The following is a 22727-nucleotide window of genomic DNA, read 5'->3' as shown; positions in this document are numbered from 1 at the left end:
AGACCCCAGGTCAGATCGGTAATTGGATCTGCCTTGAACCTGCGGAATCATTTCCGAGATGCCTTTGGGTATACCGCGGCTGGTGAAAGGGCCGACCACTGCTGTCTCACTCGGGTCTACCTCTTCGTATCTCTGCTGTCTGACGTGCCCTGAAACCGCCCTGCTAAGCGCCCGAATCGCCCGGCGAGGCCCACTCATACGGCACCGGGTCTGCGCCGGTGGGAAGGCTACGGGACAGTACGGCACTTAGGGTTGCGCCGCAGTCCGCCTCGGCCTGCGCGGTCGCCGGCGGAGTAAATCCCAGCGCCCAGTAGAGCCGCACACGATGAATAGCGAAGAGGCTGGCCACGTCACGGCAGTACGCGTCGACGCCAGCCCGAATAGAACGGTGCGCGCCCCAGACGAGCAGTACGCATACCGCCACCCATAGCAGCCGCGGTAGCACTCCCGGGATCACGGCCGCCCAGAGAGCGGCCCCCGCCGCGCACACAAGCCCTTGCACCCGGGCAAAGACGCGGGTCGCGGCGACGGTTAGTTCGCTCCGTACGGGTGCTTCTAGGGCCTTCACGAACGGGTCCCAGCATACGGCGAGGTCGAGTCCGTATGTGCGACGTGCTTCGGCCGACACGGAAACGAGGGCATTGCCCACAGACGTAGGGAGCAGGTGGTGGGAGTCGGTCATCCGTGGGTAGCGCGCATACGCGGCCCGCCTTCGGGTGGCGCGCCAACCGTTCTGACTGTGCCAGGCATCAAGGTTTTCGCGGCTCAGGCCAGCGGGTGGCGCCTGACGCCAGGTGGCGAGGTCACTGCGGCGGGCGCGATGCCGGGCTATGCGGTGCCGGGTATACGCGAGAGCGATCTTTGAGGTACCCCAGCGGCCGGCGAGTATCTCAAGTGCCAACCCTGCCGACGCTGACAGTGCCCACGCCGACATCACGATGACCGCGGTCGCCGCCGCAGCCCAGAGGATTGGCCCCAACGGCCTCTGCGCAGCGATCGTGCACAGCACGTCGGTGTGGCGCTCAGGCAGGCGACATAGGTCCTTACCTGAACCCCGCCGCCACACCACGGCCACCGCACCCGCCAGCCAGAACAGAAGCAGGGGGCCACCCATGACCGCACTCCACCGCTTCGCGATGGGTTCGAGGAGTCCTTTGACCAGGCCGCCCAACTCTGCCCCTAAGCCAGAATGAACGCGTTGTCGGGGTGGCTCGGGCAGCAGTCGGCGTCGAACGGGGAGTCCATATCGCCGTCGGCCTGCTGGATGCAGTCGTCCACCGGACACTTCCATACGATGGCGGATGGATCTGGCCCGGGGAGGCTTGCGAAGATCGGCAGACGAAGCCCCGGGCTGCCGGGCGCAGAGCCGACGTTGGAGCCCTCACCTTCTGGGAGCCTGGCGACAGCGGAGGAGACGACCGAGCCCTGAGTGGCCGGTGCGTTTCCGAGACCCTGATGGACGAATGCGGCCCAGGACGAAGGGTCTCCAGCCATGGCCTTGGCTTTGGTCTTCTTCCCTCGTGCTCGGGCCCGGCACTCCCGCAAAGCACGTAGTTGTGCCGTGCGCAGTGCCTCGGCGGGCGGCAGTCCCTCCAGATTGAGTAGCGTGTGAAAGTCGCGCATCAGAGCAGCGGTCGTGGCGTCGTCCACCGCCCACAACGACCCCACTACGGCTGCCGCGCCTGCTGCTCCGAATGCTGTGGCCAGACTCAAGGCGCTGTCATAGTGCGCTCCCGGTACGGCCGTGGCACAGGCGGACAGCACGACCAGCGGTGCTAGACCTGGCCTTTGGCTATCCCATCGGAGTCGGTCGAGAACCGTGGCGACGCTGAGCCGTTGCTCGTTCGCCAAGACCAGGTGCGACTCGTTGGCGAGTGCCAGACTGCGCGCGTGGCAAGCGAAATGGGCCACCGGGTATGGGGGTGAAAGATCGTCGAACGTGTCACTCAGCGCGGACAGCACTGCTCGCGGGGTAGCGGGCACCGAGCCGGGCTCGCCGGACCCGCTGAACCGTCGGCCCTTGGAGTAATACCAGCGGTAAACGTCCTCGCCCTCCTGGCGGGCATGAGGTAGGTCCCGGGTTGGGTCGACGACAACCACGCCACTTCCCGTGAGTGGCAGGAGGGCACGGAAGGCGTACCAGGACAGAGCTCGTGCTGACGGCGCGTAGGTGAACGCCATCGACTCGATTGCGAAACGGTGTCCCCATCCGCCGGGTTCCTTCACACGGTGCCGGGCCGCGTGCCACGGCACGAGGCCCAGGGGCCCGGCCGGAATAACGGCGACGCGCGGTATACCTTCGATTCCTACGGTGGCGAGATGTTCGTGCAGTGCCCCGATCGCAGCTTTCCAGGCCCAGTCGCAGACATTGCGCATAGCCGTCCGTCGGGAAAGATCGTCTGGCGGGCTCCCACGTAGCTGGCTGTCGTGCGCTGCCGTGAAATGAACCAACTCGGTTGCGTTCAGTCGAAGGAGGGGCAGCCGCAGAGAAGCGATGCGCCCGTCCCAGAGGGTGATGAGAGCCCAGCCACAGTGCCGTCCGGCGAATAGATGCACCACGGCATCGATTCCCAGCGAACCACACCACTCCGCAATGTCATGCGCCGTGGGTGGGGGAATGACGTCACGAAGGGCAGCACGCACAGACTCCCGCATGCTCTCTGGTAGGGGAAGGCGACTGCGCCCGGAGACGGCCTCGGGTAGGGCATGGCGTGGATCGGCGGTGGCCAGCCGGCCGACTTCCGCGGCATCGATCGCGACCCGGGTTTCCATACCCTGCTCCTGTAGGGAGGAAAGGGCCCGTAGGGCGATCCGGTCACCGATCACGTCTGCTCCTGCGGCCGCTGCCGTCAGCACAGCCCGACCCGACTCCGTGACTTCGAGGGCGGCGCGGATCTCACCGGCCTCCAGGCACCAACGAGCAAGAACGTCGGCCTTGGCCGTAACCAACCGGGCCTGCACGACTGGCCCGGCGTCGGGGTGTTCCATCACCACATCGACGACACGATGGTGAAGCTCGTCCCGGATCGCTGCGAGGTCGCCGCGGAGGTCGTCCGTCGCTCGTGGCCGATGAGGCCGCCTGTCGTCCGTGGCCCGCTCCTCCAGGACGGCGTGAGCTTGCCGCCACGCGTGGGCGTCAAGATGACTGCCGTAGTCGTCCTCAGCCCGTCGAAGGGAACGCGCGCGGCGCTCCCTGTCCAGTGACACGGCTTGCTCCAGAAGGCTCGCAGCCCGTGCTTTGACCCTCTCCCGAGGGCCGGGATTAACCAGCACCTCCGTGAGAGTCACCACTGCGGTTTCCAGGGTGCTGATATCCGGGGGGTCGCCCCCTCCGAGGCCCAATACTGGGGACGTCCGTGCCTCATAGAGCGTCAGTAGTGCGTGTCCGTACTCGACGGTCTGCAGTGCTAGCTGTTCGGCTGGCTGGTCGGACCACCCCAGGCAGTGCTCAAGTAGATCGGCTGCGTGCCTTGCGTCGTCTGGCGCACGCAGCACGTCTGCGCGGGCGAGCAGGCACTGAGCGAGCTGGAAGGCTGCCGGAAGGTGTGCACCTTCCGGCCCCACCACAGTTCGAACTGCTGCGACGGCGGTCAGGACTGCGCTGTCCAGAGCACGCAGGTCGCTGGCGCGTAGATATTCGGCGTAATGTGCAGCGGCGAGTTGGGCGTCTGAGTGCGCATGGCTCAGGAGGCCGCGGGCGGTGTGCAAGTCCGTAGCTGCGCCGGTGAGTTCATAGCGTCGCAGCAATGCCTCACCGAGCTTCTTACGCCACCTCGTACGGTCTGGGCTCGACTCCGGTAGGGCTGGGGACTTCAGACCGAGGGTGAGGACGGTGACCAGCCGCTCTAGGGAGGTGGAGTCGCCCTGCTGTTCGAAGAGGAGCCGCAGAGCTGTGGCGAGAGCTCCTGTCCACTCCGTCCATTCGACCGGGCCGCGTTCCTCGGAAGCTGCCGGGTCCAAGGCGCTGTCCAGGGCATGCGCGGCTCTGCCAAGCAGGTCCGGCTCGGCTGAGTGCTCATACATGGTGAGGCAGCTGTAGCCGAAACTGGCGTACACCGCGGATGAGGAGGTGCCACGAGCATCGCGTAGGTCGAGCGATGCGTGTGCTTGCAAGAGGCCGAGATGGGTCTCGAACGCCTTTTCCAGATAGGGAACTTCATGCGAGATGGCGTAGTAATACCGCTGCACAGCCCCTACGGCTCGCACCCACCCGTTCAGCGCGCCCCGTTCGATGCTCAGCGAGTTCAGGTCTTTGGTTTGCCATAGTGCGTCGGCGGCAGCTTTCAGATCTTCGCTGTCACCATTGGCATCGTGCCGCATTCGTAGCGCAACCCCGAGCACACCCGTCCACAATAGGGACAAGTCTCGATCGTCGACGCCCCGAGCCAGCCGCACCGCTGCCCTGGCATTGCTCACCGCATGTTCGAGGTCAGAAGGTCGTTTGAGGGCCTCGTAGCGCAGAAGCAGGGCCTGAGCCAGATCGCCGAGCGTGTAGCTCCGTCCCCGAGGATGCCCGTCGTTGGTGCTGGCGTCGACGGCAGTCTGCAGTCCGTCGACCGCCTGGTTCAGTGCGCCAGAGGCTCGGGTGCGGACGCACTGGAGGAGGCGAGCGCGGTCATTAGGGGAGAGCTGGGTGTGCTCGATAGGCGGGGTGTTTCTGACCTCTTCCAGGTGCGTGTCGAGTGCGTCGCGTAGCTGGCAGGTGTAGACCAGTAGGGCGAAACCTAGGGCTTCGCTCTCATAGCCGCGGGCGGTTTCCAGGCTGGGACGGAGAGCCCGGTAGGCGGTTCGGCCCTCACTGGCCTGTACGCGAAGAAGGCCGTGCAGCTCGTCAAGCCGGGTTACATCCGGTTCGGACCGGCCCTGGAGCTCTGCATTTTGGGGCCGGGCATACCTGACCGCGTCGGAGAGGTGGCCCAGCCGCTGCCGCAGGGCCGGAAGGTTGGAGCCGAGGGCGTCAGCTGCACCCAGCGCCGCGAGGGCGTCAGGGAGAGCGCCCTCGGACGCTGCCCTCTCGTATGAGTCGAGGGCCCGTTCTCCGATCAATTCCGCACGCGTGCGGACGGGCAGTTCTCGCTCGCCGTCCTGAAGCCACCGTGCCGTGAGCTCTTCTACGACGGCGACGAAATGTTCACGCCCCACTTGCGCCACTGCTGCCCCTCCCCGTACTGCTCCGGCAACGAGGGAAGCCTAGTCGAGCTAGGAGCACCCTCGCTGTGGATCGCCGGGGGTTAGTGGGCTGCAGGCGGCACTCGTCCGACATCACGGCGGTGTCTGTGCCGACTGATGCTGATCAGGCGGGAGGAAAATCGGGCCTTGGCGGTCCGTCCGCTCACGCACTGCTCACGCAAACGGCCCCGGACGAGAAGTCCGAGGCCGAGCAGAGCCCCTTCCTGGGGAGAAACCCCAGGTCAGAGCAGTAACGCGTTGTGCCCCCGGCAGGATTCGAACCTGCGACACCCGCTTTAGGAGAGCGGTGCTCTATCCCCTGAGCTACGAAGGCGCGGCCCGGGAAACGGGTATCGGGTCCCTGCGGACCCAGGCACTCGGTTCCTTTGAGCCGTGCGGTGCGAGGGTGTGGCCCTGCACCGGGATCAGTGTAGCGGGTGGGCGCGCTCCGCCAGGGGGGCGTCCCGGCCGTGCCGAGGCGCCGCTCTCGCGTTCAGCGGCCGCGGCCGGAGGTCGTCTCCTCCGTCGCGTCGAACTCCCGCCGCGCCTGCTCGACGCGCGGCAGGTTGTCCGCGGACCAGTCCGCGAGGTGGGCGAAGAGCGGTGCCAGGCTGCTTCCGAGGCCGGTGATCTCGTACTCCACCCTCGGAGGCACCTCCGGGTGGTACGTCCGCAGCACCAGACCGTCGCGCTCCATCTGCCGCAGGCGCTGTGTGAGCACCTTCGGGGTGATGGTGCCGATGTTGCGCTGCAGCACGACGAAGCGCTGGCGCCCGTAAGCGTGGAGCGTCCAGAGGATCGGCGTCGTCCACCGGCTGAAGACGATGTCGAGCACCGGGGCGATCGGGCATGCCTGCTCCGAGGTCACTCCCTGCGCGGGGGCGGCCCAGGTGTCCGGCCGTGCGGTGCTGGTGGTCATACGAACCCTCCGGGTAGTCACTTTCCTCTAGGTACCTACTTTATTCAGGATGCTAGCTTCCCGAAAGAAGCCACAGAACGCGATGTCACCGGCGCTGTCTGCCGGCGGTTCTCCGTCCCCTGTCGAGGAGCAGTCTCGTGATCGTTGTCACCGGATCCACCGGAAACGTGGGCCGCGCGCTGGTCGCCGCCCTCACCGCCCAGGGCGAGGAGGTCACCGCCGTCTCGCGTGGGCCGCTCCCCGCCGAGCTGCCCGAAGGCGCCCGCCACGTGCGGGCGGACCTGGGGGTGGCGGAAAGCCTCCGCGGCGTACTGAAGGGTGCCGACGCGTTGTTCATCCTGTTGGCCGGGGAGATGCTGACCGGCGGCGAGAGCGCCGGGGCCCTGCTGAGCGTCGCCAGGGAGGAGGGGGTCCGCAGGGTCGTCCTGCTCTCCTCGCAGGTCACCGCGACCCGCCCGGAAGCGGTTTCGCACAGCCGACTGCGGGAGTTCGAGCACGCCGTCCGCGACTCGGGCCTGGAGTGGACGATTCTGCGGCCCGGCGGATTCGCCTCCAACGCCTTCGCGTGGGCCGATTCGGTGCGCACCGGGCGCACCGTGCTCGCGCCGTTCGGCGATGTCGCGCTGCCGGTCGTCGACCCCGCGGACATCGCCGAGGTCGCCGCGGTCGTCCTGCGGGAGGACGGCCACGCCGGGCAGGCCTACGAGCTGACCGGGCCGGCCGCTGTCACTCCGCGCGAGCAGGCCGCGGCCCTGGCGGATCTCCTGGGCGAGGAAGTGGCGTTCGTCGAGCTGACCCGCGAGGCCGCCTTCGCCCACATGTCGCAGTTCATGCCGGGGGCCGTCGTCGACGGGACCCTGGACATCCTGGGGCTGCCGCTCCCCGTTGAGCAGCGCGTCAGCCCGGACGTCGAGAAGGTCCTCGGCCGCCCCGCCGCCCCCTTCGCCGCGTGGGCGGAGCGCAGCCTGCCCGCCTTCCGGTAGGGGCCGGTTGACGGGGAATGGGTGCGGGCATAGCGTCGCCGGGTCGCTGAGCCAGTCCGCAGTGCATCGAGAGGCCGTCCGTGCCGCACGCCGAACCCAGCAGTTCGTCCGAGCCCGCAGCCCCCGCCCGTATCGAGGCGTCGTTGACCGGCCCCGGGGCGCCGTTCGCCGTGGTGCGCGCCGAGCACGGGCCCCTCATCTACGCGAGCGGCCCGCGCACACTGCGGGAGTTCGTGGAGGCCACCTGGGCCTTCGGCGACCAGCCGTTCCTGATCTCGGGCGAACGCGTCTGCTCGTACGGTGAGTTCTTCGCGGCCGCCTCCTCGCTCGCCCGGCGGCTCACCGAGTCGTACGGGCTCCGCCCCGGGGACCGGGCCGTGGTGGCGATGCGGAATCGCCCCGAGTGGCAGATCGCGTTCTGGGCCGCGCAGCTCGCCGGTCTCGTCGCCGTGCCGCTCAACACATGGTGGACGGAGGCGGAGTTCGGCTACGCCCTCGACGACTGCGAGCCGGCGGTGCTGCTGGTCGACGGGGAGCAGTTGCCGAAGGTGGCGGACCGGTGCCGGAAGACGGGGGCGCGCCTCGTCGTCTTCCAGGGGGAGGGGGAGCTGCCGCCCGGGGCCGAGAGGTACGCGGACCTGCCGGAGCCCGATCCGTACGCCGCGCCGCCCGAGGTGGAGATCAGGCCCGAGGACGACTCCACGATCATCTACACCTCCGGCACCACGGGGCGGCCCAAGGGGGCCGTGGCCACCCACCTCGCGCAGGCGGGCGCGGCCCTCAACCCGCGCTACCAGGCGGCAGCCTCGGCGCTGGGCCGTGGAGTGGTCCCGGGCCAGGGTCCGGCGCCGGTCACGCTGATGACGTTCCCGTTCTTCCACGTCGCCGCGTTCACCGGCCTGTACGCGGCAATGGCGGCGGGCGGCACCCTCGTCCTGATGGAGAAGTGGGATGCCGAGGAGGCCCTGCGGCTGATCCGCCGGCACGGTGTCACCCACTACGCGGGAGTCCCGGCCACCGCGCTCCAGCTGCTCGCGGCGGCGGACCGCGCGGGCGACGTGCTGGAGAGCCTGAAGGGGCTGAACACCGGGGGCGCAGCAGCTCCGCCGGACCTGGTCGCCCGGCTCACGGCCCGGCACGGCGAGCGGATCGAGCCGCGCAACGGCTACGGCCTGACCGAGACCAGCGGCGGGGTGCTGGCCGTCTTCGGCGCCGCCTACCGGGCGCACCCGGACTCCGTCGGAACCCCGACGCCGGTCACCGAGGTGCGGATTGCCGGGCCCCGGGGCGAGGCGCTCCCGGACGGCGAGACCGGCGAGCTGTGGCTGCGCGGTCAGTCCCTGGTACGTGGCTACTGGCGTGACGAGGCGGCGACGGCCGAGGCGTTCACCGGCGGCTGGTTCCGTACGGGGGACCTCGCCGTCGTGCGGGACGGGCGGGTGTCCGTCGTGGACCGGATCAAGGACATGGTGATCCGGGGCGGCGAGAACGTGTACTGCGTGGAGGTCGAGGCCGCACTGCACGACCACCCCGACGTCGAGGACGCGGCGGTGCTCGGCGTCCCGCATCCGGTCCTGGGCGAGGAGGTCGCGGCGGTCGTCAGGGTGAGCCCGGACTCCGCCGTCACGGCGGACGCGCTGCGGGAGCACGTGGGCCGGAGCCTGGCGGCGTTCAAGGTCCCCGCCCATGTGCTGGTGACCAGGGAGCCGCTGCCGCGGAACGCCACGGGGAAGATCCTCAAGCGGGAGCTGCGCGGCGTGGTCCAGGAGCGTGCGCGGCAGGGCTTCCAGGGCTCTACGGGCGGGTGATCCGTATCCGGTAGTTCCCGTCGGGGTCCTTCTCCAGTACGGATATGCGTATGCCGTCGGCCCGGTCGGTGAACGTCTCGCCGGGTTCGAACGGGGCGTCGGAGAGCTCGGCGTGGACATTGGGCCGCCGGGTGCAGCCGCCGCTGTCCTCGGTGCTGTCCTCGACGGAGACCGGGCCCTGGCCGGTGTCGACGTCGGAGCTCACCTTGTAGATGAGGACACCGGGCCGGCAGACCGCTTCGTCGTTGCCCTCCGGGGTCCGTACCTCCACCGCGTAGCCGGACTCCGCGCTCACCGGGACGAAGGCCAGCTTGGGGCCGCCCGTCGTGGCCAGCGGTCCGAGGAGGTGCTCGCTGGTGCCGGGCATGGCGGCGCAGCTGATCTGGTCGTTGGCCAGCCAGCCGAGCTTCCACTTGTGCCAGCCCAGGAGGTCGTTGTTGGCCCCCCAGTCCTCGGACATGATGTCCCAGTGCCCCACGGAGCCGCCGCCCTCCATCGTGTAGAGGTCGGGCAGCCCGAAGACGTGGCCGTTCTCGTGGGGCAGCACCCGGTAGCCGGTCTCCGCGTACGAGCCCGAGCCGTCGTCCTGGCGGCTGTAGACGAAGGACGTGTTGGCGAGCGGGATGCCGTCGGCGAAGGGGGCGTCGTCGTTGCCGGAGAAGGTCACCGAGAGGACGGTGTCCAGCGCAGAGGGTCCGGCGTTCGGGGTGACCAGCACGTTGATCAGGTCGTACGCCGAGAAATCGACCTTCGGATCGGCGACGGTCACCAGGTCCTTGACCATCTTGCGGTAGCCCGGTTCGTACGGTGAGCCGCGCTCGATGCCGTACTCGGAGAACGGCAGCGGCATCCGCAGCCAGTCCTTCACGGGTGTTTCGGGCAGGTAGGTGAGCCGGCCGTAGGAGCTGGTGCGGAACCAGTCGGAGGTCTGCGGGAAGAATTCCGCGAGCCGGTCCTCGGCGGGTTCCGTCGCCTGCGCGTCGGGGAAATCGATCATCAGGTTGAGCGCTTTGATCCGGCCGGTGGAACGCGCGTAGCCGGGGGGCGTCGGCAGGCCCTCCGACATCTGTACGCCCATGGCCGTGGGTATTCGGCACGGCGCGAGGCCGGTGCCCCGAGGGGTGGCCGCCGGTCCGGCGGAGGCGCGGCTGGCGATGGGGAGGGTGGAGCTGGCCGATGCCATCGTGGCGATGACCAGGGCCGTCGCTCCGGCGAGCGCGAGGGGGCGGCGGTGCCCGCGTATCCGGTGGCGGGGCTGCTGCATAGGGCGTCGCCTTCGGTCCGCGGCAGCCGGCCGGCCCTGACTGCGCTCTGGCGATCAGCCTCTGCCGGGTCGTGGGGGACCGCTCGCTGGGTGCGCCGATGGAGGGTTTCTTGGCACGGCATATATGTGATGCAGGTCACATGGAGGGCGGGAAATAACCGGGGACCCTCTCCCCGTTTGCACCTGTGTCCCCGCGAAACGGGGAAACGGTCCCCGGTTGACACGAGGGGCCGGTCACACACCGGAAAGGGAAGCCGTGAAGCCCGTCGCCACCTGCGCCGCACAGCGCCGTACGTCCCGCCCGCGGGCCGACGCGCTGCGCAACCGGGAGCGGATCGTGGCGGCCGCGCGCGAGATGTTCGTCGAGTTCGGCCCGGATGTGCCGCTCGACGAGGTCGCGCGGAGGGCAGGAGTCGGCAACGCCACGCTCTACCGGAACTTCCCCGACCGGGCGGCCCTGATCCACGAGGTCGTCCTCGCCGTCACCTCCCGCACCACCGACCGGGCGGAGGAAGCCGTCGCGGCCGAGTCCGACCCCTTCGCCGCCCTCAGCCGCTTCGTGCACGCGGCGGCCGACGAACGGATCGGCGCCCTGTGCCCGATGCTGTCCGGCGGCTTCGACACCGACCATCCCGAACTGCTCGCCGAGCGCCGACGCCTCGAAGAGGCCGTCGAAGGGCTCGTGGAGCGTGCCATGTCCGCAGGGAGGCTGCGCACCGACATCGCCGTCGGTGACGTACTCGTCGCCCTCTCCCAGCTCACCCGGCCCCTGCCCGGCATCGCCTGCCTGGACATCGACCGGTTCACCCACCGCCATCTGCAGCTGTTCCTTGACGGTCTGGAAGCCCCGGCCCGCTCGGAGTTGCCCGGATCGGCGGCGACCTTGGAGGACCTGCGCAGCGGGTGCTGACACCCGCGCACCGGAGAACCCCGACCCACAGCCCTCAGTAAGCAGCCCTCGGCGGCCGCACCAGCCCTGAATGCCGGCCCGGACCTCATGCGTCCGGCCGTCGGCGCCGTTCGCCCTTTTCCGGTTTCGCACGCGGGTCCGTTCGCGGCCCGTACGCCGGACCCGTAACTCCTCGTGTCCTTAGGTGGCTACTCCCATGTCGAAAACAGCCGGCACCCTTCCGGATCCCAGTCGCTGGAAAGCGCTGGCCTTCATCGCCCTCGCCCAGCTGATGGTCGTGCTCGACGCGACCATCGTGAACATCGCCCTGCCCTCCGCCCAGACCGACCTGGGCATCTCCGAGGGCAACAAGCAGTGGGTCATCACGGCCTACGCCCTCGCGTTCGGCGGACTCCTCCTCTTCGGCGGACGCATCGCCGACCTGTGGGGCCGTAAGCGCACCTTCGTCGTGGGCCTGCTCGGCTTCGCCGCGGCCTCCGCGCTCGGCGGCGCGGCCCAGGGTGAGGCCATGATGTTCGGCTCCCGCGCCCTGCAGGGTGTCTTCGGCGCACTGCTCGCCCCCGCGGCCCTCTCCCTGCTCGCCGTGATGTTCACGGACGCCAAGGAGCGCGCCAAGGCCTTCGGTATCTACGGGGCCATCGCCGGTGGCGGTGGCGCGGTCGGCCTGATCCTGGGCGGCTTCCTGACCGAGTACTTGAACTGGCGCTGGACCTTCTTCGTCAACATCCCGTTCGCGATCGTCGCCGCGGCCGGTGCCTACTTCGTCATCCGCGAGCCGGCCGGCGGCCGCAACCGCTCGACGCTCGACATCCCCGGCGTCGTCCTGTCCACGCTGGGCCTGGTCTCGCTGGTGTACGGCTTCACCCGTGCCGAGTCGGCCGGCTGGTCGGACTCGCTGACCATCGGAATGTTCGTCGCGGCCGCGGTGCTGCTGCTGGCCTTCGTCGTCACCGAGTCGCGTGTGAAGTCGCCGCTGCTGCCGCTGCGCGTCCTGACCGAGCGCAACCGTGGAGGGGTCTACCTCTCGCTGGGCCTCGCCATCATCGCGATGTTCGGGCTCTTCCTCTTCCTGACGTACTACCTGCAGGTGGTCAAGGGATACTCGCCGGTCAAGACCGGCTTCGCCTTCATGCCGATGATCGTCGGCATGATCACCGGTTCCACGCAGATCGGCGCCCGGCTGATGACCCGGGTCCCGCCGAGGCTGCTGATGGGCCCCGGGTTCCTGATGGCGGCCGTCGGCATGCTGCTGCTGACCCAGTTGGACATCGACACCTCGTACGCGGCGGTCATCCTGCCGGGCCAGCTGCTGCTCGGCCTGGGTATGGGCACGGCGTTCATGCCGGCCATGTCGCTGGCCACGCACGGCATCGAGCCGCGTGACGCGGGTGTGGCCTCCGCGATGGTGAACACCTCGCAGCAGGTCGGCGGGGCCATCGGTACGGCGCTGCTCAACACCATCGCCGCCGGTGCCACCACCGCGTTCATCGCCGATCACGCCGCCGGTGCGAGCGACCCGAAGCTGCTCCAGCTGCAGGCCATGGTCGCCGGCTTCGCGAGCGCCATCTGGTGGGCGGTCGGCATCCTGGTCGCCGCCTCGGCGATCGCGGTGGGCCTGATCAACACCGGACGTCCGGGCACCGGCGCCGCGAGCGGCTCGGGGGACCTGGCGGACGGGATCGAGGAAGAGTTCAAGATCCCGGTCGTCGCGCACTGAGCGCACGGCCCCGCACGTCTGCCCTGGTTCCGCTCAGCGGAGCCAGGGCAGATCCGCGTCCGTGCCCTCCGGCTGCAGGCCGGTCGCGATGACCTGCATGATCTCGCCCAGGCTCTGCACCTGCTGAGGGCTGAGCCGGTCGAACATCGCCTGGCGCACCGCTTCGACGTGGCCCGGCGCGGACCGCGCCAGCATGTCGTAGCCCTCGTCGGTGAGGATCGCGTTCTGGCCGCGCTTGTCGGAGGGGCAGTCCTCGCGGCGGACCCAGCCGTTCTTCTCCAGCCGGGCGACGGCGTGCGAGAGGCGGGAGCGGGTGATCTTGGCGTCCTTGGCCAGCTCGGTCATGCGCTTCCGCCGCCGGGGGGCCTGGGAGAGGTTGACGAGCAGTCCGTAGTAGACGTGCGGCATGCCGGCGTCGCGCTGCAACTGGCGGTCGAGATGGTCCTCCATGAGCGTGGTGGCGTGGAGGTAGGCGCGCCACACGCCCTGCTCTTCGTCGGTGAGCCACCGGGGCCCGCCGGGGGATGCCGTGGTCATGTACTCCACTGTACGACCTTTTCTTGAAAGTTGAACTAGATAGAGCTAAGGTCTCTGGTAGTTGGAACTTGAAGATTCAAAGACTCGGTCCTGAGGGGCCGATCTGCCGAATCCCCGGTGCTCGCGCAGTTGCCCGTTCCCGGTACCTGTAGAGAACACACATACCTTGATCGGCAGAGGAATGGGAGTGTCATGACAGTCACCGCGGAACGCATGCCCGCCCTTTACCTCTCCCACGGTGCGCCGCCGCTCGCCGACGACCCGGTCTGGCCCGGAGAGCTGGCCGCCTGGTCGGAGGGGCTGCCGAGGCCCAAGGCGATCCTGATGGTCTCCGCGCACTGGGAGGAGGCCCCGCTCGCTCTCGGCGCCACCCGGTCCGTGCCGCTGGTCTACGACTTCTGGGGCTTCCCCGAGCACTACTACCAGGTGACGTACGCCGCCCCGGGGGCTCCGAAGCTCGCGGACGACGTCCGCAAGCTGCTGCGCGGCGCCGGGACCCCGGTCCAGGACATCCCCGACCGGGGCCTCGACCACGGGGCGTACGTGCCGCTGGTCGAGATGTTCCCGGGCGCCGACATCCCCGTTCTCCAGATCTCGATGCCGACGCTCGACCCGCAGAAGCTGATGGCCATCGGGCGCAAGCTCGCGCCGCTGCGCGACGAGGGTGTGCTGATCGTCGGGAGCGGCTTCTTCACGCACAACCTGGCGGCGCTGCGGCACCCCGGGGGTTCCACGCCCGGCTGGTCGGCGGAGTTCGACGACTGGGGGCACCGTGCGCTCCAGGCGCAGGACGTCGACTCCCTGCTGGACTTCGAGCACGCGTCGCCGGCCGGCCGGCTGGCCCATCCCCGCACCGAGCACTTCGCGCCGCTGTTCGTCACCCTCGGCGCGGCCGAGGGCGAACTCGATCAGGGGCGCAGCGTCATCGACGGCTTCTGGATGGGTCTGGCGAAGCGCTCCGTGCAGTTCGGCTGAGCAACGGCTTCTCGTACCAGGCCACGTCCCAGTACCGGCCGAACTTCCGGCCCACCTCCGTGTAGGTGCCGATGTGCCGGAAGCCGAAGGCGTGGTGCAGCCGCCCCGAGGCCTCGTTCGGCTGCGCGATCCCGGCGTACGCGCGGTGGATGTCCTCGTCGGCCAGAGCCTCGAACAGCGCCTTGTACAGGAGCGTGCCGATGCCGCGGCCCGTCGCGTCGGGGGCGCAGTACGCGCTCACCTCGACCGAGGTGCTGTAGGCGGCCTTGGGGCGGAACGGACTGCTGGTGGCATAGCCGAGGACATGCGGAGCGTTGTCCCGGGTACGCGGGTCCAGAGCAACCAGGAGCCGGTGGGGGCCGTCTTCCGGATGGGAGCGCAACCAGGGCAGGCGCTCCTCCGGGGTGAAGGCAACCGTGTCGAAAGTGAGCGCGGTCTCACGGACGTAATGGTTGTAGATGTCCGTCAGGGCCTCCAGGTCGGCTTCCACACCGGGCCTGACCTGCGTTTCTGGGGGTATCTGCACCTTGTGTCCTCGCGTTGGGGGCGACAGGGTACTGCATGATCTCGAAAGTGAATGGCCCCCGTGGGAATTCTGTCCGGATTCCAGTCGTTGTTTCCATCGGATGCAGGGCACCCGGGAGGGTGTCGCGACCTACTCAGCAAGGGAGCACGCATGGCAACCCGTGCCGTCGCCCGTCGTTCGTCCGCCAGCACCGGCGGGACCGACCGGGCAAGCAGTGTTCGCGCCGTGGGCGGGGAGATCGCCGATCGCGACCTGGTCGGCATGTACCTGGACGAGATCGCTCGCACACCGCTGCTCGACGCCGCCAAGGAGGTCGAGCTCTCACAGACGATCGAGGCGGGCGTCTACGCCCAGCAGATCCTCGACGGAGTGGTGGAGAGCGAGGCCGGCGGAGCGAAGCGTGAGGAGCTGGAGGCGCTGGTCGCCGAGAGCGAGCGCGCCAAGGACATATTCATCCGCTCCAACCTCCGGCTCGTCGTTGCCGTGGCCAGGCGCTACCCCAGGGCGGGTCTGCCCCTGCTCGACCTGATCCAGGAGGGGAACGCCGGCCTGGTGCGCGCGGTCGAGAAGTTCGACTACGCCAAGGGCTTCAAGTTCTCGACGTACGCCACCTGGTGGATCCGGCAGGCCATCACGCGTTCCATCGCCGACCAGTCCCGCACGATCCGGCTCCCCGTCCACCTCGTGGAGGAGCTCGGCAGGATCCGGCGTGTGCAGCGCGAGTTCAACCGTGAGCACGGGCGCGACCCGGAGCACGCGGAGATCGCCGCCGAGCTCGACTCCAACACCGAGCGCGTGGGCAACGTCCTGGACTGGGCCCGTGACCCCGTCAGCCTGAACATGTCCGTGGACGACGACGGAGACACACAGTTCGGTGACCTGCTGGAGGACACCTCCGCCGTGTCGCCCGAGCAGTCCGTGATGACGCTGCTGCGCAGCGAGGAGCTCGAGGAGCTCATCTCCAAGCTCGACAACCGCACCGCCTCCATCATCAAGATGCGGTACGGCATCGAGGACGGCCGTGAGCGGACCCTCACCGAGGTGGGCAAGCAGCACGGTCTGACGCGGGAGAGGATCCGCCAGATCGAGAAGCACGCACTGCTCGAATTGAAGCGAATGGCTCACGACACGGGCTTTGATGCTGCGGCGTGAGCCGATAGCCCGTAATCTCCCCATCAAGCCGGTTCGCACCGGCCCGACGACCGGTCTCCTTTCCGGTCCCCTGAGCTGAGTCCCGGCGCCCACCCCCCCCGGCGCCGGGGCTCATTCATGTCCGCCCGCAGCTTTCACCTCAGCCCCGCGGTCGGCCGATGCGGCGCGGGTCAGTCGGGCACCCAGGCCGCTGAGGTGCTCCACCAGGTGCGGGGGCCCGTGCACCTCGAACTCGCAGTCCACGAGTGCCAGCCGCAGCGCCACCCACTCCATCGAGTCGGAGGAGGCCGTGCGCAGCCGGCAGCTCCGCTCACCCGTCGGCTCCACCGGGCCGAGCGTCGAGGGCAGCCGTGCCGTCACGAAGCCCGCCGGGGCACGGAAGGTCACGTCGAGGCGCAGCTCGGGCTGTGTGCGCGACATCGACGCGGTGAAGAACTCCGCCGCGTCCCCGCTCCCGGAGGGCAGTTCGCGCGGGGTGAAGCGGGAGCCGGTGGCGAAGGGCTCGCTGACCCGGTCCACCCGGAAGGTGCGCCAGTCCTCGCGGTCCATGTCGTACGCCACGAGATACCAGCGGCTGCCCGTGCTCACCAGCCGGTACGGCTCGGCCTGCCGCTTGGAGGCGGTGCCGTCCCCGGAGCGGTAGGCGAAACGCAGCCGCTCCCGCCCGGTGACCGCCGAGGCGATCGCCGTGAGCGTGCGGGGGTCGATCGTCGAACCGTCGCCGCGGGTGAGCGGCACGGTGGCGTTCTGCAGGGAGGAGACCCGGTGCCGCAGCCGTGACGGGAGCACCTGCTCCAGCTTGGCCAGTGCCCGTACGGATGCCTCGTCGACGCCTTCGATGGCGTGACCGGCCCCGGCCCGCAGGCCCACCGCGATGGCCACCGCCTCCTCGTCGTCGAGGAGGAGCGGCGGCATGGCGGTGCCCGCGACCAGGCGGTAGCCGCCGACCGAACCCCGCGACGCCTCGACCGGATAGCCCAGGTCGCGGAGCCGGTCGATGTCGCGGCGGATGGTGCGCGCGGTGACGTCGAGCCGCTCGGCCAGCTCGCTGCCCGGCCACTCGCGAGGTGTCTGGAGGAGCGACAGCAGCTTCAGCAGTCGTGCCGGGGTGTCGGTCATGGGTACAGCATGCCCATCCATTAGGTCACTATCTGACCTGTTGGGCCTCTAGCTTCCTCCCATGACTTCATCCGAATCTCTGCCGGTCACGGCAGCCGCCCGCCCGGAGCCGACAGGGCGGGCCACGCCGCAGGACCCGGCGGACCGGCGCCGCTGGTTCGCGCTCGCGATCGTGATGACCGCGGCCTTCATGGACCTGGTGGACGTCACGATCGTCAACATCGCCATCCCGAGCATCACGCGGGACACCGGCGCCTCGTTCACGTCGATCCAGTGGATCACCGCCGGATACGCGCTGGCCTTCGCGGCCGGTCTGATCACGGGCGGCCGGCTCGGTGACATCCACGGCCGCAAGCGGCTCTTCCTCATCGGCATAGGGGGCTTCACGATCGCCTCGGCCCTCTGCGGCTTCGCCGTGAACCCGGAGATGCTGGTCGCCTCGCGCATCCTGCAGGGCGGTATGGCCGCGCTGATGGTGCCGCAGGTGCTGTCGATCGTGCACGCCACCTTCCCGGCGCACGAGCGCGGCAAGGTCTTCGGGCTGTTCGGCGCGATCGTCGGTCTGGGTGCGGTGTCCGGGCCGCTGCTGGGCGCCCTGCTCACCGAGTGGAACTTCTTCGGCCTGGAGTGGCGGCCGATCTTCCTGATCAACCTGCCCGTAGGCATCGCCGGACTGGTGCTCGGGCGGAAGTTCATCAGCGAGTCCAAGGCTCCGAAGGCACTCCGGCTGGACCTGACCGGCGTCGCCCTGGTGACGCTCGGCCTCCTCATGCTGCTCTACCCGCTGACCAGGGGACGCGAGCTGGGCTGGCCGCTGTGGGGCCATCTGTCGATGGCCGCCAGCCTCCTGGTGTTCGCGGCGCTCATCGTGTTCGAGCGCAGGAAGGCGGACCGGGACGGCTCGCCGCTCATCGAACTCTCGCTGTTCCGGGTGAAGAGCTTCGCCGCCGGCACCGCCGTTCAGCTGACCTTCGGGATCGCCCTGGGCATCTTCTTCCTGGTCTGGACGCTCTACCTGCAGATGGGACTCGGCTGGAGCGCCCTGCGCGCCGGTTCGACCGGGATCCCGTTCTCCGTCGCCGTCTCGGCGGCGGCGGGGATCTCCGTGCAGAAGCTGGTGCCCCGCTTCGGCCGCAAGGTGCTGCAGGCCGGTGCCCTGCTGATGATTGCCGGGCTGCTGCTCTACATCTGGGAGGCCGGGCGCTACGGGCTGGCCATCAGCACCTGGCAGATGGCGTTCCCGCTGGTGGTCATGGGCGTGGGAATGGGGCTGATCGTGGCCCCGTTGACGGACGCGGTGCTCTCCGGTGTGCCGAAGGAGCACTCCGGCTCGGCATCCGGGCTGATCAACACCGTGCAGCAGATGGGCACGGCGCTCGGGCTCGGCCTCGTCTCGGTGGTCTTCTTCGGCTCGATCAGCGACCGGCTGCCGCCGGAAGCGATGGGTGCGGCGTTCGTGGACGCGTTCCAGCAGTCGCTGTGGTGGGTGGCCGGGGTGCTCGCGGTGATCTTCCTCGTGATGTTCGCCCTGCCGGCCAGGCCCCAGGTGCACCTGGAGGGCGGAGCCGACGAGGACACGGGCCCCGGAGAGCCCCAGGACGGCGAGGTCCGGAAGGAGCCCGCGCTGACCAGCTGAACCGGACAGCCGGGTCAGCAGATCCGGGTGCGGTTCTCCATGGCCATGCGGGCACTCTGCTCGTCGTCGTACACCTCGCACATGTGCCGGCCGTCGGGTGTGGCCGTGTGCTCGACCTCCCACAGGCTCGTCTCGCTGCCGTCCAGGAGCAGGAAGGCGTGCTCGTAGAGCGTGAAACCGGCATCCCGTCCGTCGACGTGGTACTGGCGGCCGAAGACCTGGGTGATGTGGTGGGCGAAGGCGGCCCGGAGGAGCCCGGCCGTCGCGGCGCCCGGCCGGTCGCCGTTCTCCGCGCGGCGCAGGACGCGGCGGGCGTGGTCCGCCGAATTGTCCGGGGCGTACATGCGGGGCAGGGGGGCCGGGGGGACGCTCATGAGCAGGGCGAGCGCCTCCAGGTCCTCCCGCAGGCTTTCGTCGCCGAGGGCGGGGGCGTCCCAGAAGCTGCCGGCGAGGCGCGTGGCGGCGAGCTGGGCGTCGCCCTCGTCGTCGTACAGCTCGTGGCTGCGAGGGGCCGGGATGTCCCTGCCGCCGCCGTGGACCAGCTCCCACAGGGTGAGTGTGGTGCCGTCGGAGAGCAGATACGTGTGCCGGTAGGTCTCGCGGTGGAGTACGGAGCTGTGGTGGGACGAGTGCAGGGAGCTGCTGTGCGCCAGTGCCGTCCCGAGCCGGTCGACCGTCGTGTCGGACAGTTCGAAGGAGTTGAGGGCGCATCGCAGGAGTCGCTCGAGGTGCTGCTCGGTTGTCTCGTACGGATCGCTCAAGGTGCTGTCTCCAGGCCGTCGCCGCGTGTTACCCGATGCGTGCATAACGTAGTCCCTGGGTCTGTCATCGTGACCGGGGTTCACGAAAAACGTACCGCGCACGCAGAAAATTCCCGGCTGTTCGGGATACCCCGCAAGAGGTTCCCGGCAGCTTCAGGATGTGCCGTAGAGCTCGCTGTACGAGGGGAACGTGCCTCCGGGGCCGTCGGAACCCCGTGCCGCCCTGACGGCCTTCACGATGGCGCGGGCCAGGGTGGCCGCCCCCGCCGCCAGGATGTCGTTGAGCGCCGCGACGGATTCCTGGGGCAACGGCAGACGGCCGGTGGAGAGGGCGAAGACGGTGTCCCCGTCGGTGAGCAGGTGGACCGGCCGGACGGCGCGCGCCAGCCCGTCGTGCGCCGTGCCCGCGAGCTTCTGCGCCTGGGCCCGGGTGAGGGCGGCGTCGGTCGCGACGACGGCGATCGTGGTGTTGAAGGCGCCGCCGGCCTCCTCCGGCCGGTCCGCCCGCGCGCCCCGGATCTCCGCCAGCCGCCGGCGCGCGGCTTCGTGCACGGCGGGCGCGGGGTGCACGGGCGGCTCTCCCGCGCCGTACTCCCCGTACAGCACCCCGGTCCGGGGATCCAGGACGGAGCCCGCCGCGTTGACGACGGCCAGAGCGGCGACCGTGGCCCCGGAGGGCAGGCGCACGCTCGCCGTGCCGACACCCCCCTTGACCTGCCCGGCCACCGCTCCCGTCCCCGCGCCCACCGAGCCCTCGGTCACCCGTGCGCCCGGCTCGGAGGTGGCGGCGGCCTCCACGGCGGCGCGGCCGGTCGACGCGTCGGGGCGGGCCCGCCACTCACCGCCCCGCCCCAGGTCGAACAGGCAGGCCGCCGGCACCACCGGGACCACCTGGGAGGCGTCCGGGCCGACCCGGACGCCGCGCCCCTGCTCCTCGAGCCAGGCCATCACGCCGGACGCGGCGTCGAGGCCGAACGCGCTGCCGCCGGTCAGGACGACCGCGTCGATCCGCTGCACCAGGTTGCGCGGATCGAGGGCGTCCGTCTCCCTGGTGCCGGGGCCTCCGCCGCGTACGTCCACGGCCGCCACCGCTCCCCCCTCGGGCGCCAGGACGACGGTGGTCCCGCTCAGCGCGCCCTCGCCCGGCACCCCGGCGTGGCCGACGCGGATCCCGTCCACGTCCGTCAGCGCGTCCAGCGGGCCCTGGCCGGGCAGTTCCTCGGTCATGGAGAGCTCCTCGTGAGTGCGGGGTCGCCGTGCAGGGGCGAACGTACAGGCGGCGGACGGGGGAGCGGGGGTGGCCGGATAGAGTCGTCCGCATGGTCCGACCGTCCCATGGCGACGCGCGCCCCGGGATGTGGCGGCGCGAGGCGGGCACCGTCGTGCGCCGGGTCGCGCCCCTCCACGAGCATGCGACAGCCCCGTTCGCCATCATCGCCGGGCTGCAGATACCTCCCGTTCCCACGGAGTGGGCGCCCCACTCGCACTCCCTCCACGAGCTCGTCTGGGTACGCGGGGGGACGCTGACGTCCCGGGTGGCGGACCGCGTCTTCACCGTGTCCGAGGGGCAGGGGCTGTGGATGCCCGCCGGACTGGTGCACGGCGGCAGGGCGACGGCGGGCGCCAGGTTCTACGAGGCCTTCTTCGCCCCCGACCGCGCGCCGTTCGCGTTCGAGGAGCCACAGGCGATCGCGATGACGCCGCTGCTGGAGTCGCTGCTGACCCATCTGTCCCGCGCGGATCTCGACGCGTCGGCCAGAGCACGTGCGGAGTCGGTCGTGTTCGATGTGCTCCGGCCGTCGGAACGCCAGTTGGTGCTGCAGTTGCCCGGTGACCCCCGGATCGACGCCATCGCCGAAGCGCTGCTGGACGATCCCGCCGACTGCCGCTCGCTGGAGGAGTGGGCGCGGCGGCTGGGGGTCAGCGACCGCACGGTCACCCGTGCGTTCCGCCACGCGACGGGCCTGTCCTTCGCGCAGTGGCGGCAGGTGCTGCGGGTGCACCGGGCGCTGACGCTCCTCTCCGAGGGGCTCGACGTGGCGACCGTCTCCGAGTCGCTCGGCTATGCGCAGCCCAGCACCTTCATCGCCTCCTTCCGGAGGGTCATGGGCACCACACCGGGCGCCTACTTCGACGCCGCCGACAGCTCATCCGGGGATGTCCGGAATCCCGTATTGCCTGTCCAAAACTCCTGATTGCCGACGTGGCAACCGGAACATACCCTTCTCGGAGTTAGGCGACCCTAAGTTCTTGCTCGCCGCGCACGGTGCTTCCGTGCGTGGGGGAGTCCGCTGCCCGGCCGGCGAAAGCCGGACGGAGGGTGCCGCACTCCCTGCCCCTCCGAGCGTCCGGACCCACCCATGTTCACGAGCCCTTCCCGGCGCGCCGGTCGCCCCGCGGCCGACACCGCCACGCCGGCGGCAGCCCTCAACGGGCACGACCTGGTACTGCGGTACAGCGGCACACAGGTCGTCCACGGCGTCTCGCTGACGCTGGAACCCGGCCGCGCGACCGCCCTGGTGGGGCCGAACGGCAGCGGGAAGTCCACGCTGCTGCGCGCGCTGTCGCGACTGCACCGGGTCGACGGCGGCCGGGTGACGCTCGGCGCCCCCGGCGGACCGACCGAGCGTGACGCGGCCCTGCTCGGCGCCCGTCAGTTCGCCCGGGAGGTCACGCTGTTCTCCCAGTCGAGGCCGTCACCCCAAGGGCTGACGGTCGCGGAGGTCGTGGCGTTCGGCCGCCACCCGTACAGGCGTGGCTTCGCCGGACCGACCGCCGAGGACCGGAGTGCCGTCGATCACGCCATGGGCGTGACCGGTGTACGGGACATGGCCGGGCGGCCGGTCGGGGAGCTCTCCGGCGGGGAGATGCAGCGGGTCTGGCTCGCGGCCTGCCTGGCCCAGGACACCGGCGTCGTGCTGCTGGACGAACCGACCAACCACCTGGACCTGCGCTACCAGATCGAGACGCTCGACCTGGTGCGCGATCTCGTCGAGGGGCACGGCATCGCGGTCGGGATCGTGCTGCACGACCTCGACCAGGCGTCCCGCGTCGCGGACACGCTGGTCCTGATGCGCTCCGGCCGAGTGCACGCGGCGGGCGCACCCGTCGACGTCCTCACGGCGCAGAACATCGGCGAGGTCTACGACATCCGTGTCGAGGTCGGCGTAGACCCCCGCACGGGCCGTCTCCGTATCGACCCGATCGGACGCCATCCCGGCTGAAGCGGCCGTACGCCATCCCGGCTGAAG

At 69.9% G+C, this 22727-nt stretch carries 17 protein-coding genes and 1 tRNA gene; 9 read left to right on the top strand and 9 right to left on the bottom strand.

The window, feature by feature from the left end:
- Positions 1-1179 precede the first annotated feature (1179 nt).
- The 3 genes from OG379_RS16875 to OG379_RS16865 form a co-directional block, all read right to left on the bottom strand.
- Positions 1180-5151: a CHAT domain-containing protein gene (locus OG379_RS16875; RefSeq protein ID WP_405663613.1), complete on the bottom strand. Its 3972-nt coding sequence runs from the start codon at positions 5149-5151 to the stop codon at positions 1180-1182.
- Between the two features lie 279 nt (positions 5152-5430).
- A tRNA-Arg gene (locus tag OG379_RS16870) sits at positions 5431-5503 on the bottom strand.
- A gap of 159 nt (positions 5504-5662) precedes the next feature.
- A complete protein-coding gene (locus OG379_RS16865) occupies positions 5663-6088 on the bottom strand; it encodes a winged helix-turn-helix transcriptional regulator (RefSeq protein ID WP_405663611.1) in 426 nt (141 codons plus the stop codon).
- A gap of 137 nt (positions 6089-6225) precedes the next feature.
- On the opposite strand from OG379_RS16865, the gene OG379_RS16860 reads away from it, so the two are divergent.
- Together OG379_RS16860 and OG379_RS16855 are read left to right on the top strand one after the other, a co-directional pair.
- Entirely contained in the window at positions 6226-7071 is an 846-nt protein-coding gene (locus OG379_RS16860) for an NAD(P)H-binding protein (RefSeq protein ID WP_405663609.1), read from the top strand.
- Between the two features lie 80 nt (positions 7072-7151).
- Entirely contained in the window at positions 7152-8879 is a 1728-nt protein-coding gene (locus tag OG379_RS16855) for a class I adenylate-forming enzyme family protein (protein WP_405663607.1), read from the top strand.
- Here the strand turns inward: OG379_RS16855 and OG379_RS16850 are convergent.
- Positions 8866-10143 carry a M6 family metalloprotease domain-containing protein gene (locus OG379_RS16850; RefSeq protein ID WP_393758569.1) on the bottom strand — a complete coding sequence of 426 codons (1278 nt, stop codon included), beginning with the start codon at positions 10141-10143 and terminating at the stop codon, positions 8866-8868. The genes OG379_RS16855 and OG379_RS16850 overlap by 14 nt on opposite strands.
- Before the next feature lie 256 nt (positions 10144-10399).
- On the opposite strand from OG379_RS16850, the gene OG379_RS16845 reads away from it, so the two are divergent.
- Complete coding sequence (locus OG379_RS16845) at positions 10400-11053, top strand: TetR/AcrR family transcriptional regulator (protein ID WP_405663604.1); 654 nt, start codon at positions 10400-10402, stop codon at positions 11051-11053.
- Positions 11054-11249: 196 nt separating this feature from the next.
- Positions 11250-12770, top strand: coding sequence for an MFS transporter (locus OG379_RS16840; protein WP_405663601.1), 1521 nt, complete (start codon positions 11250-11252; stop codon positions 12768-12770).
- 33 nt (positions 12771-12803) lie between these two features.
- Here the strand turns inward: OG379_RS16840 and OG379_RS16835 are convergent, their stop codons facing one another.
- The gene (locus tag OG379_RS16835) at positions 12804-13316 is read right to left on the bottom strand and encodes a MarR family winged helix-turn-helix transcriptional regulator (RefSeq protein ID WP_405663598.1); all 513 of its coding nucleotides are present in this window, start codon (positions 13314-13316) and stop codon (positions 12804-12806) included.
- A gap of 183 nt (positions 13317-13499) precedes the next feature.
- On the opposite strand from OG379_RS16835, the gene OG379_RS16830 reads away from it, so the two are divergent.
- Entirely contained in the window at positions 13500-14282 is a 783-nt protein-coding gene (locus OG379_RS16830; protein WP_405663595.1) for a dioxygenase, read from the top strand.
- Here the strand turns inward: OG379_RS16830 and OG379_RS16825 are convergent.
- A complete protein-coding gene (locus OG379_RS16825) occupies positions 14230-14808 on the bottom strand; it encodes a GNAT family N-acetyltransferase (RefSeq protein WP_405663592.1) in 579 nt (192 codons plus the stop codon). The two genes, OG379_RS16830 and OG379_RS16825, sit on opposite strands and share 53 nt — an antisense overlap.
- A 150-nt stretch (positions 14809-14958) precedes the next feature.
- Here OG379_RS16825 and OG379_RS16820 point away from each other — a divergent pair, with 150 nt between their 5' ends.
- Positions 14959-15960, top strand: coding sequence for a sigma-70 family RNA polymerase sigma factor (locus OG379_RS16820; RefSeq protein ID WP_393758581.1), 1002 nt, complete (start codon positions 14959-14961; stop codon positions 15958-15960).
- Positions 15961-16071: 111 nt separating this feature from the next.
- On the opposite strand, the gene OG379_RS16815 is transcribed toward OG379_RS16820, so the two are convergent.
- Positions 16072-17079, bottom strand: coding sequence for a helix-turn-helix transcriptional regulator (locus tag OG379_RS16815; RefSeq protein WP_405663589.1), 1008 nt, complete (start codon positions 17077-17079; stop codon positions 16072-16074).
- 61 nt (positions 17080-17140) lie between these two features.
- Here OG379_RS16815 and OG379_RS16810 point away from each other — a divergent pair, with 61 nt between their 5' ends.
- Complete coding sequence (locus OG379_RS16810; RefSeq protein WP_405663586.1) at positions 17141-18715, top strand: MFS transporter; 1575 nt, start codon at positions 17141-17143, stop codon at positions 18713-18715.
- A gap of 14 nt (positions 18716-18729) precedes the next feature.
- On the opposite strand, the gene OG379_RS16805 is transcribed toward OG379_RS16810, so the two are convergent.
- Both OG379_RS16805 and OG379_RS16800 read right to left on the bottom strand, forming a co-directional pair.
- Positions 18730-19476 (bottom strand): DUF6227 family protein, encoded by a 747-nt coding sequence (locus OG379_RS16805; protein WP_405663583.1) that lies wholly within the window; start codon positions 19474-19476, stop codon positions 18730-18732.
- Between the two features lie 153 nt (positions 19477-19629).
- Positions 19630-20703, bottom strand: a complete 1074-nt coding sequence (locus tag OG379_RS16800) for a P1 family peptidase (protein WP_405663580.1) — start codon at positions 20701-20703, stop codon at positions 19630-19632.
- 92 nt (positions 20704-20795) lie between these two features.
- On the opposite strand from OG379_RS16800, the gene OG379_RS16795 reads away from it, so the two are divergent.
- Entirely contained in the window at positions 20796-21671 is an 876-nt protein-coding gene (locus OG379_RS16795) for a helix-turn-helix domain-containing protein (protein WP_393758591.1), read from the top strand.
- Positions 21672-21836: 165 nt separating this feature from the next.
- Positions 21837-22700 (top strand): ABC transporter ATP-binding protein, encoded by an 864-nt coding sequence (locus OG379_RS16790; RefSeq protein WP_405663577.1) that lies wholly within the window; start codon positions 21837-21839, stop codon positions 22698-22700.
- The last annotated feature ends 27 nt before the right edge of the window (positions 22701-22727 follow it).

Source organism: Streptomyces sp. NBC_01166, from assembly GCF_045039765.1.
Classification (GTDB): Bacteria; Actinomycetota; Actinomycetes; order Streptomycetales; family Streptomycetaceae; genus Streptomyces.
This window is presented reverse-complemented; position numbering and strand designations above follow the sequence as displayed.

Bases quoted from the DNA above. Each gene is read 5' to 3' on its own strand.
- OG379_RS16790 (WP_405663577.1), top strand. From the start codon at position 21,837: ATGTTCACGAGCCCTTCCCGGCGCGCCGGTCGCCCCGCGGCCGACACC.
- OG379_RS16840 (WP_405663601.1), top strand. From the start codon at position 11,250: ATGTCGAAAACAGCCGGCACCCTTCCGGATCCCAGTCGCTGGAAAGCG.
- OG379_RS16865 (WP_405663611.1), bottom strand. From the start codon at position 6,088: ATGACCACCAGCACCGCACGGCCGGACACCTGGGCCGCCCCCGCGCAG.
- OG379_RS16830 (WP_405663595.1), top strand. From the start codon at position 13,500: ATGACAGTCACCGCGGAACGCATGCCCGCCCTTTACCTCTCCCACGGT.
- OG379_RS16850 (WP_393758569.1), bottom strand. From the start codon at position 10,143: ATGCAGCAGCCCCGCCACCGGATACGCGGGCACCGCCGCCCCCTCGCG.
- OG379_RS16810 (WP_405663586.1), top strand. From the start codon at position 17,141: ATGACTTCATCCGAATCTCTGCCGGTCACGGCAGCCGCCCGCCCGGAG.
- OG379_RS16795 (WP_393758591.1), top strand. From the start codon at position 20,796: ATGGTCCGACCGTCCCATGGCGACGCGCGCCCCGGGATGTGGCGGCGC.
- OG379_RS16800 (WP_405663580.1), bottom strand. From the start codon at position 20,703: ATGACCGAGGAACTGCCCGGCCAGGGCCCGCTGGACGCGCTGACGGAC.
- OG379_RS16815 (WP_405663589.1), bottom strand. From the start codon at position 17,079: ATGACCGACACCCCGGCACGACTGCTGAAGCTGCTGTCGCTCCTCCAG.
- OG379_RS16820 (WP_393758581.1), top strand. From the start codon at position 14,959: ATGGCAACCCGTGCCGTCGCCCGTCGTTCGTCCGCCAGCACCGGCGGG.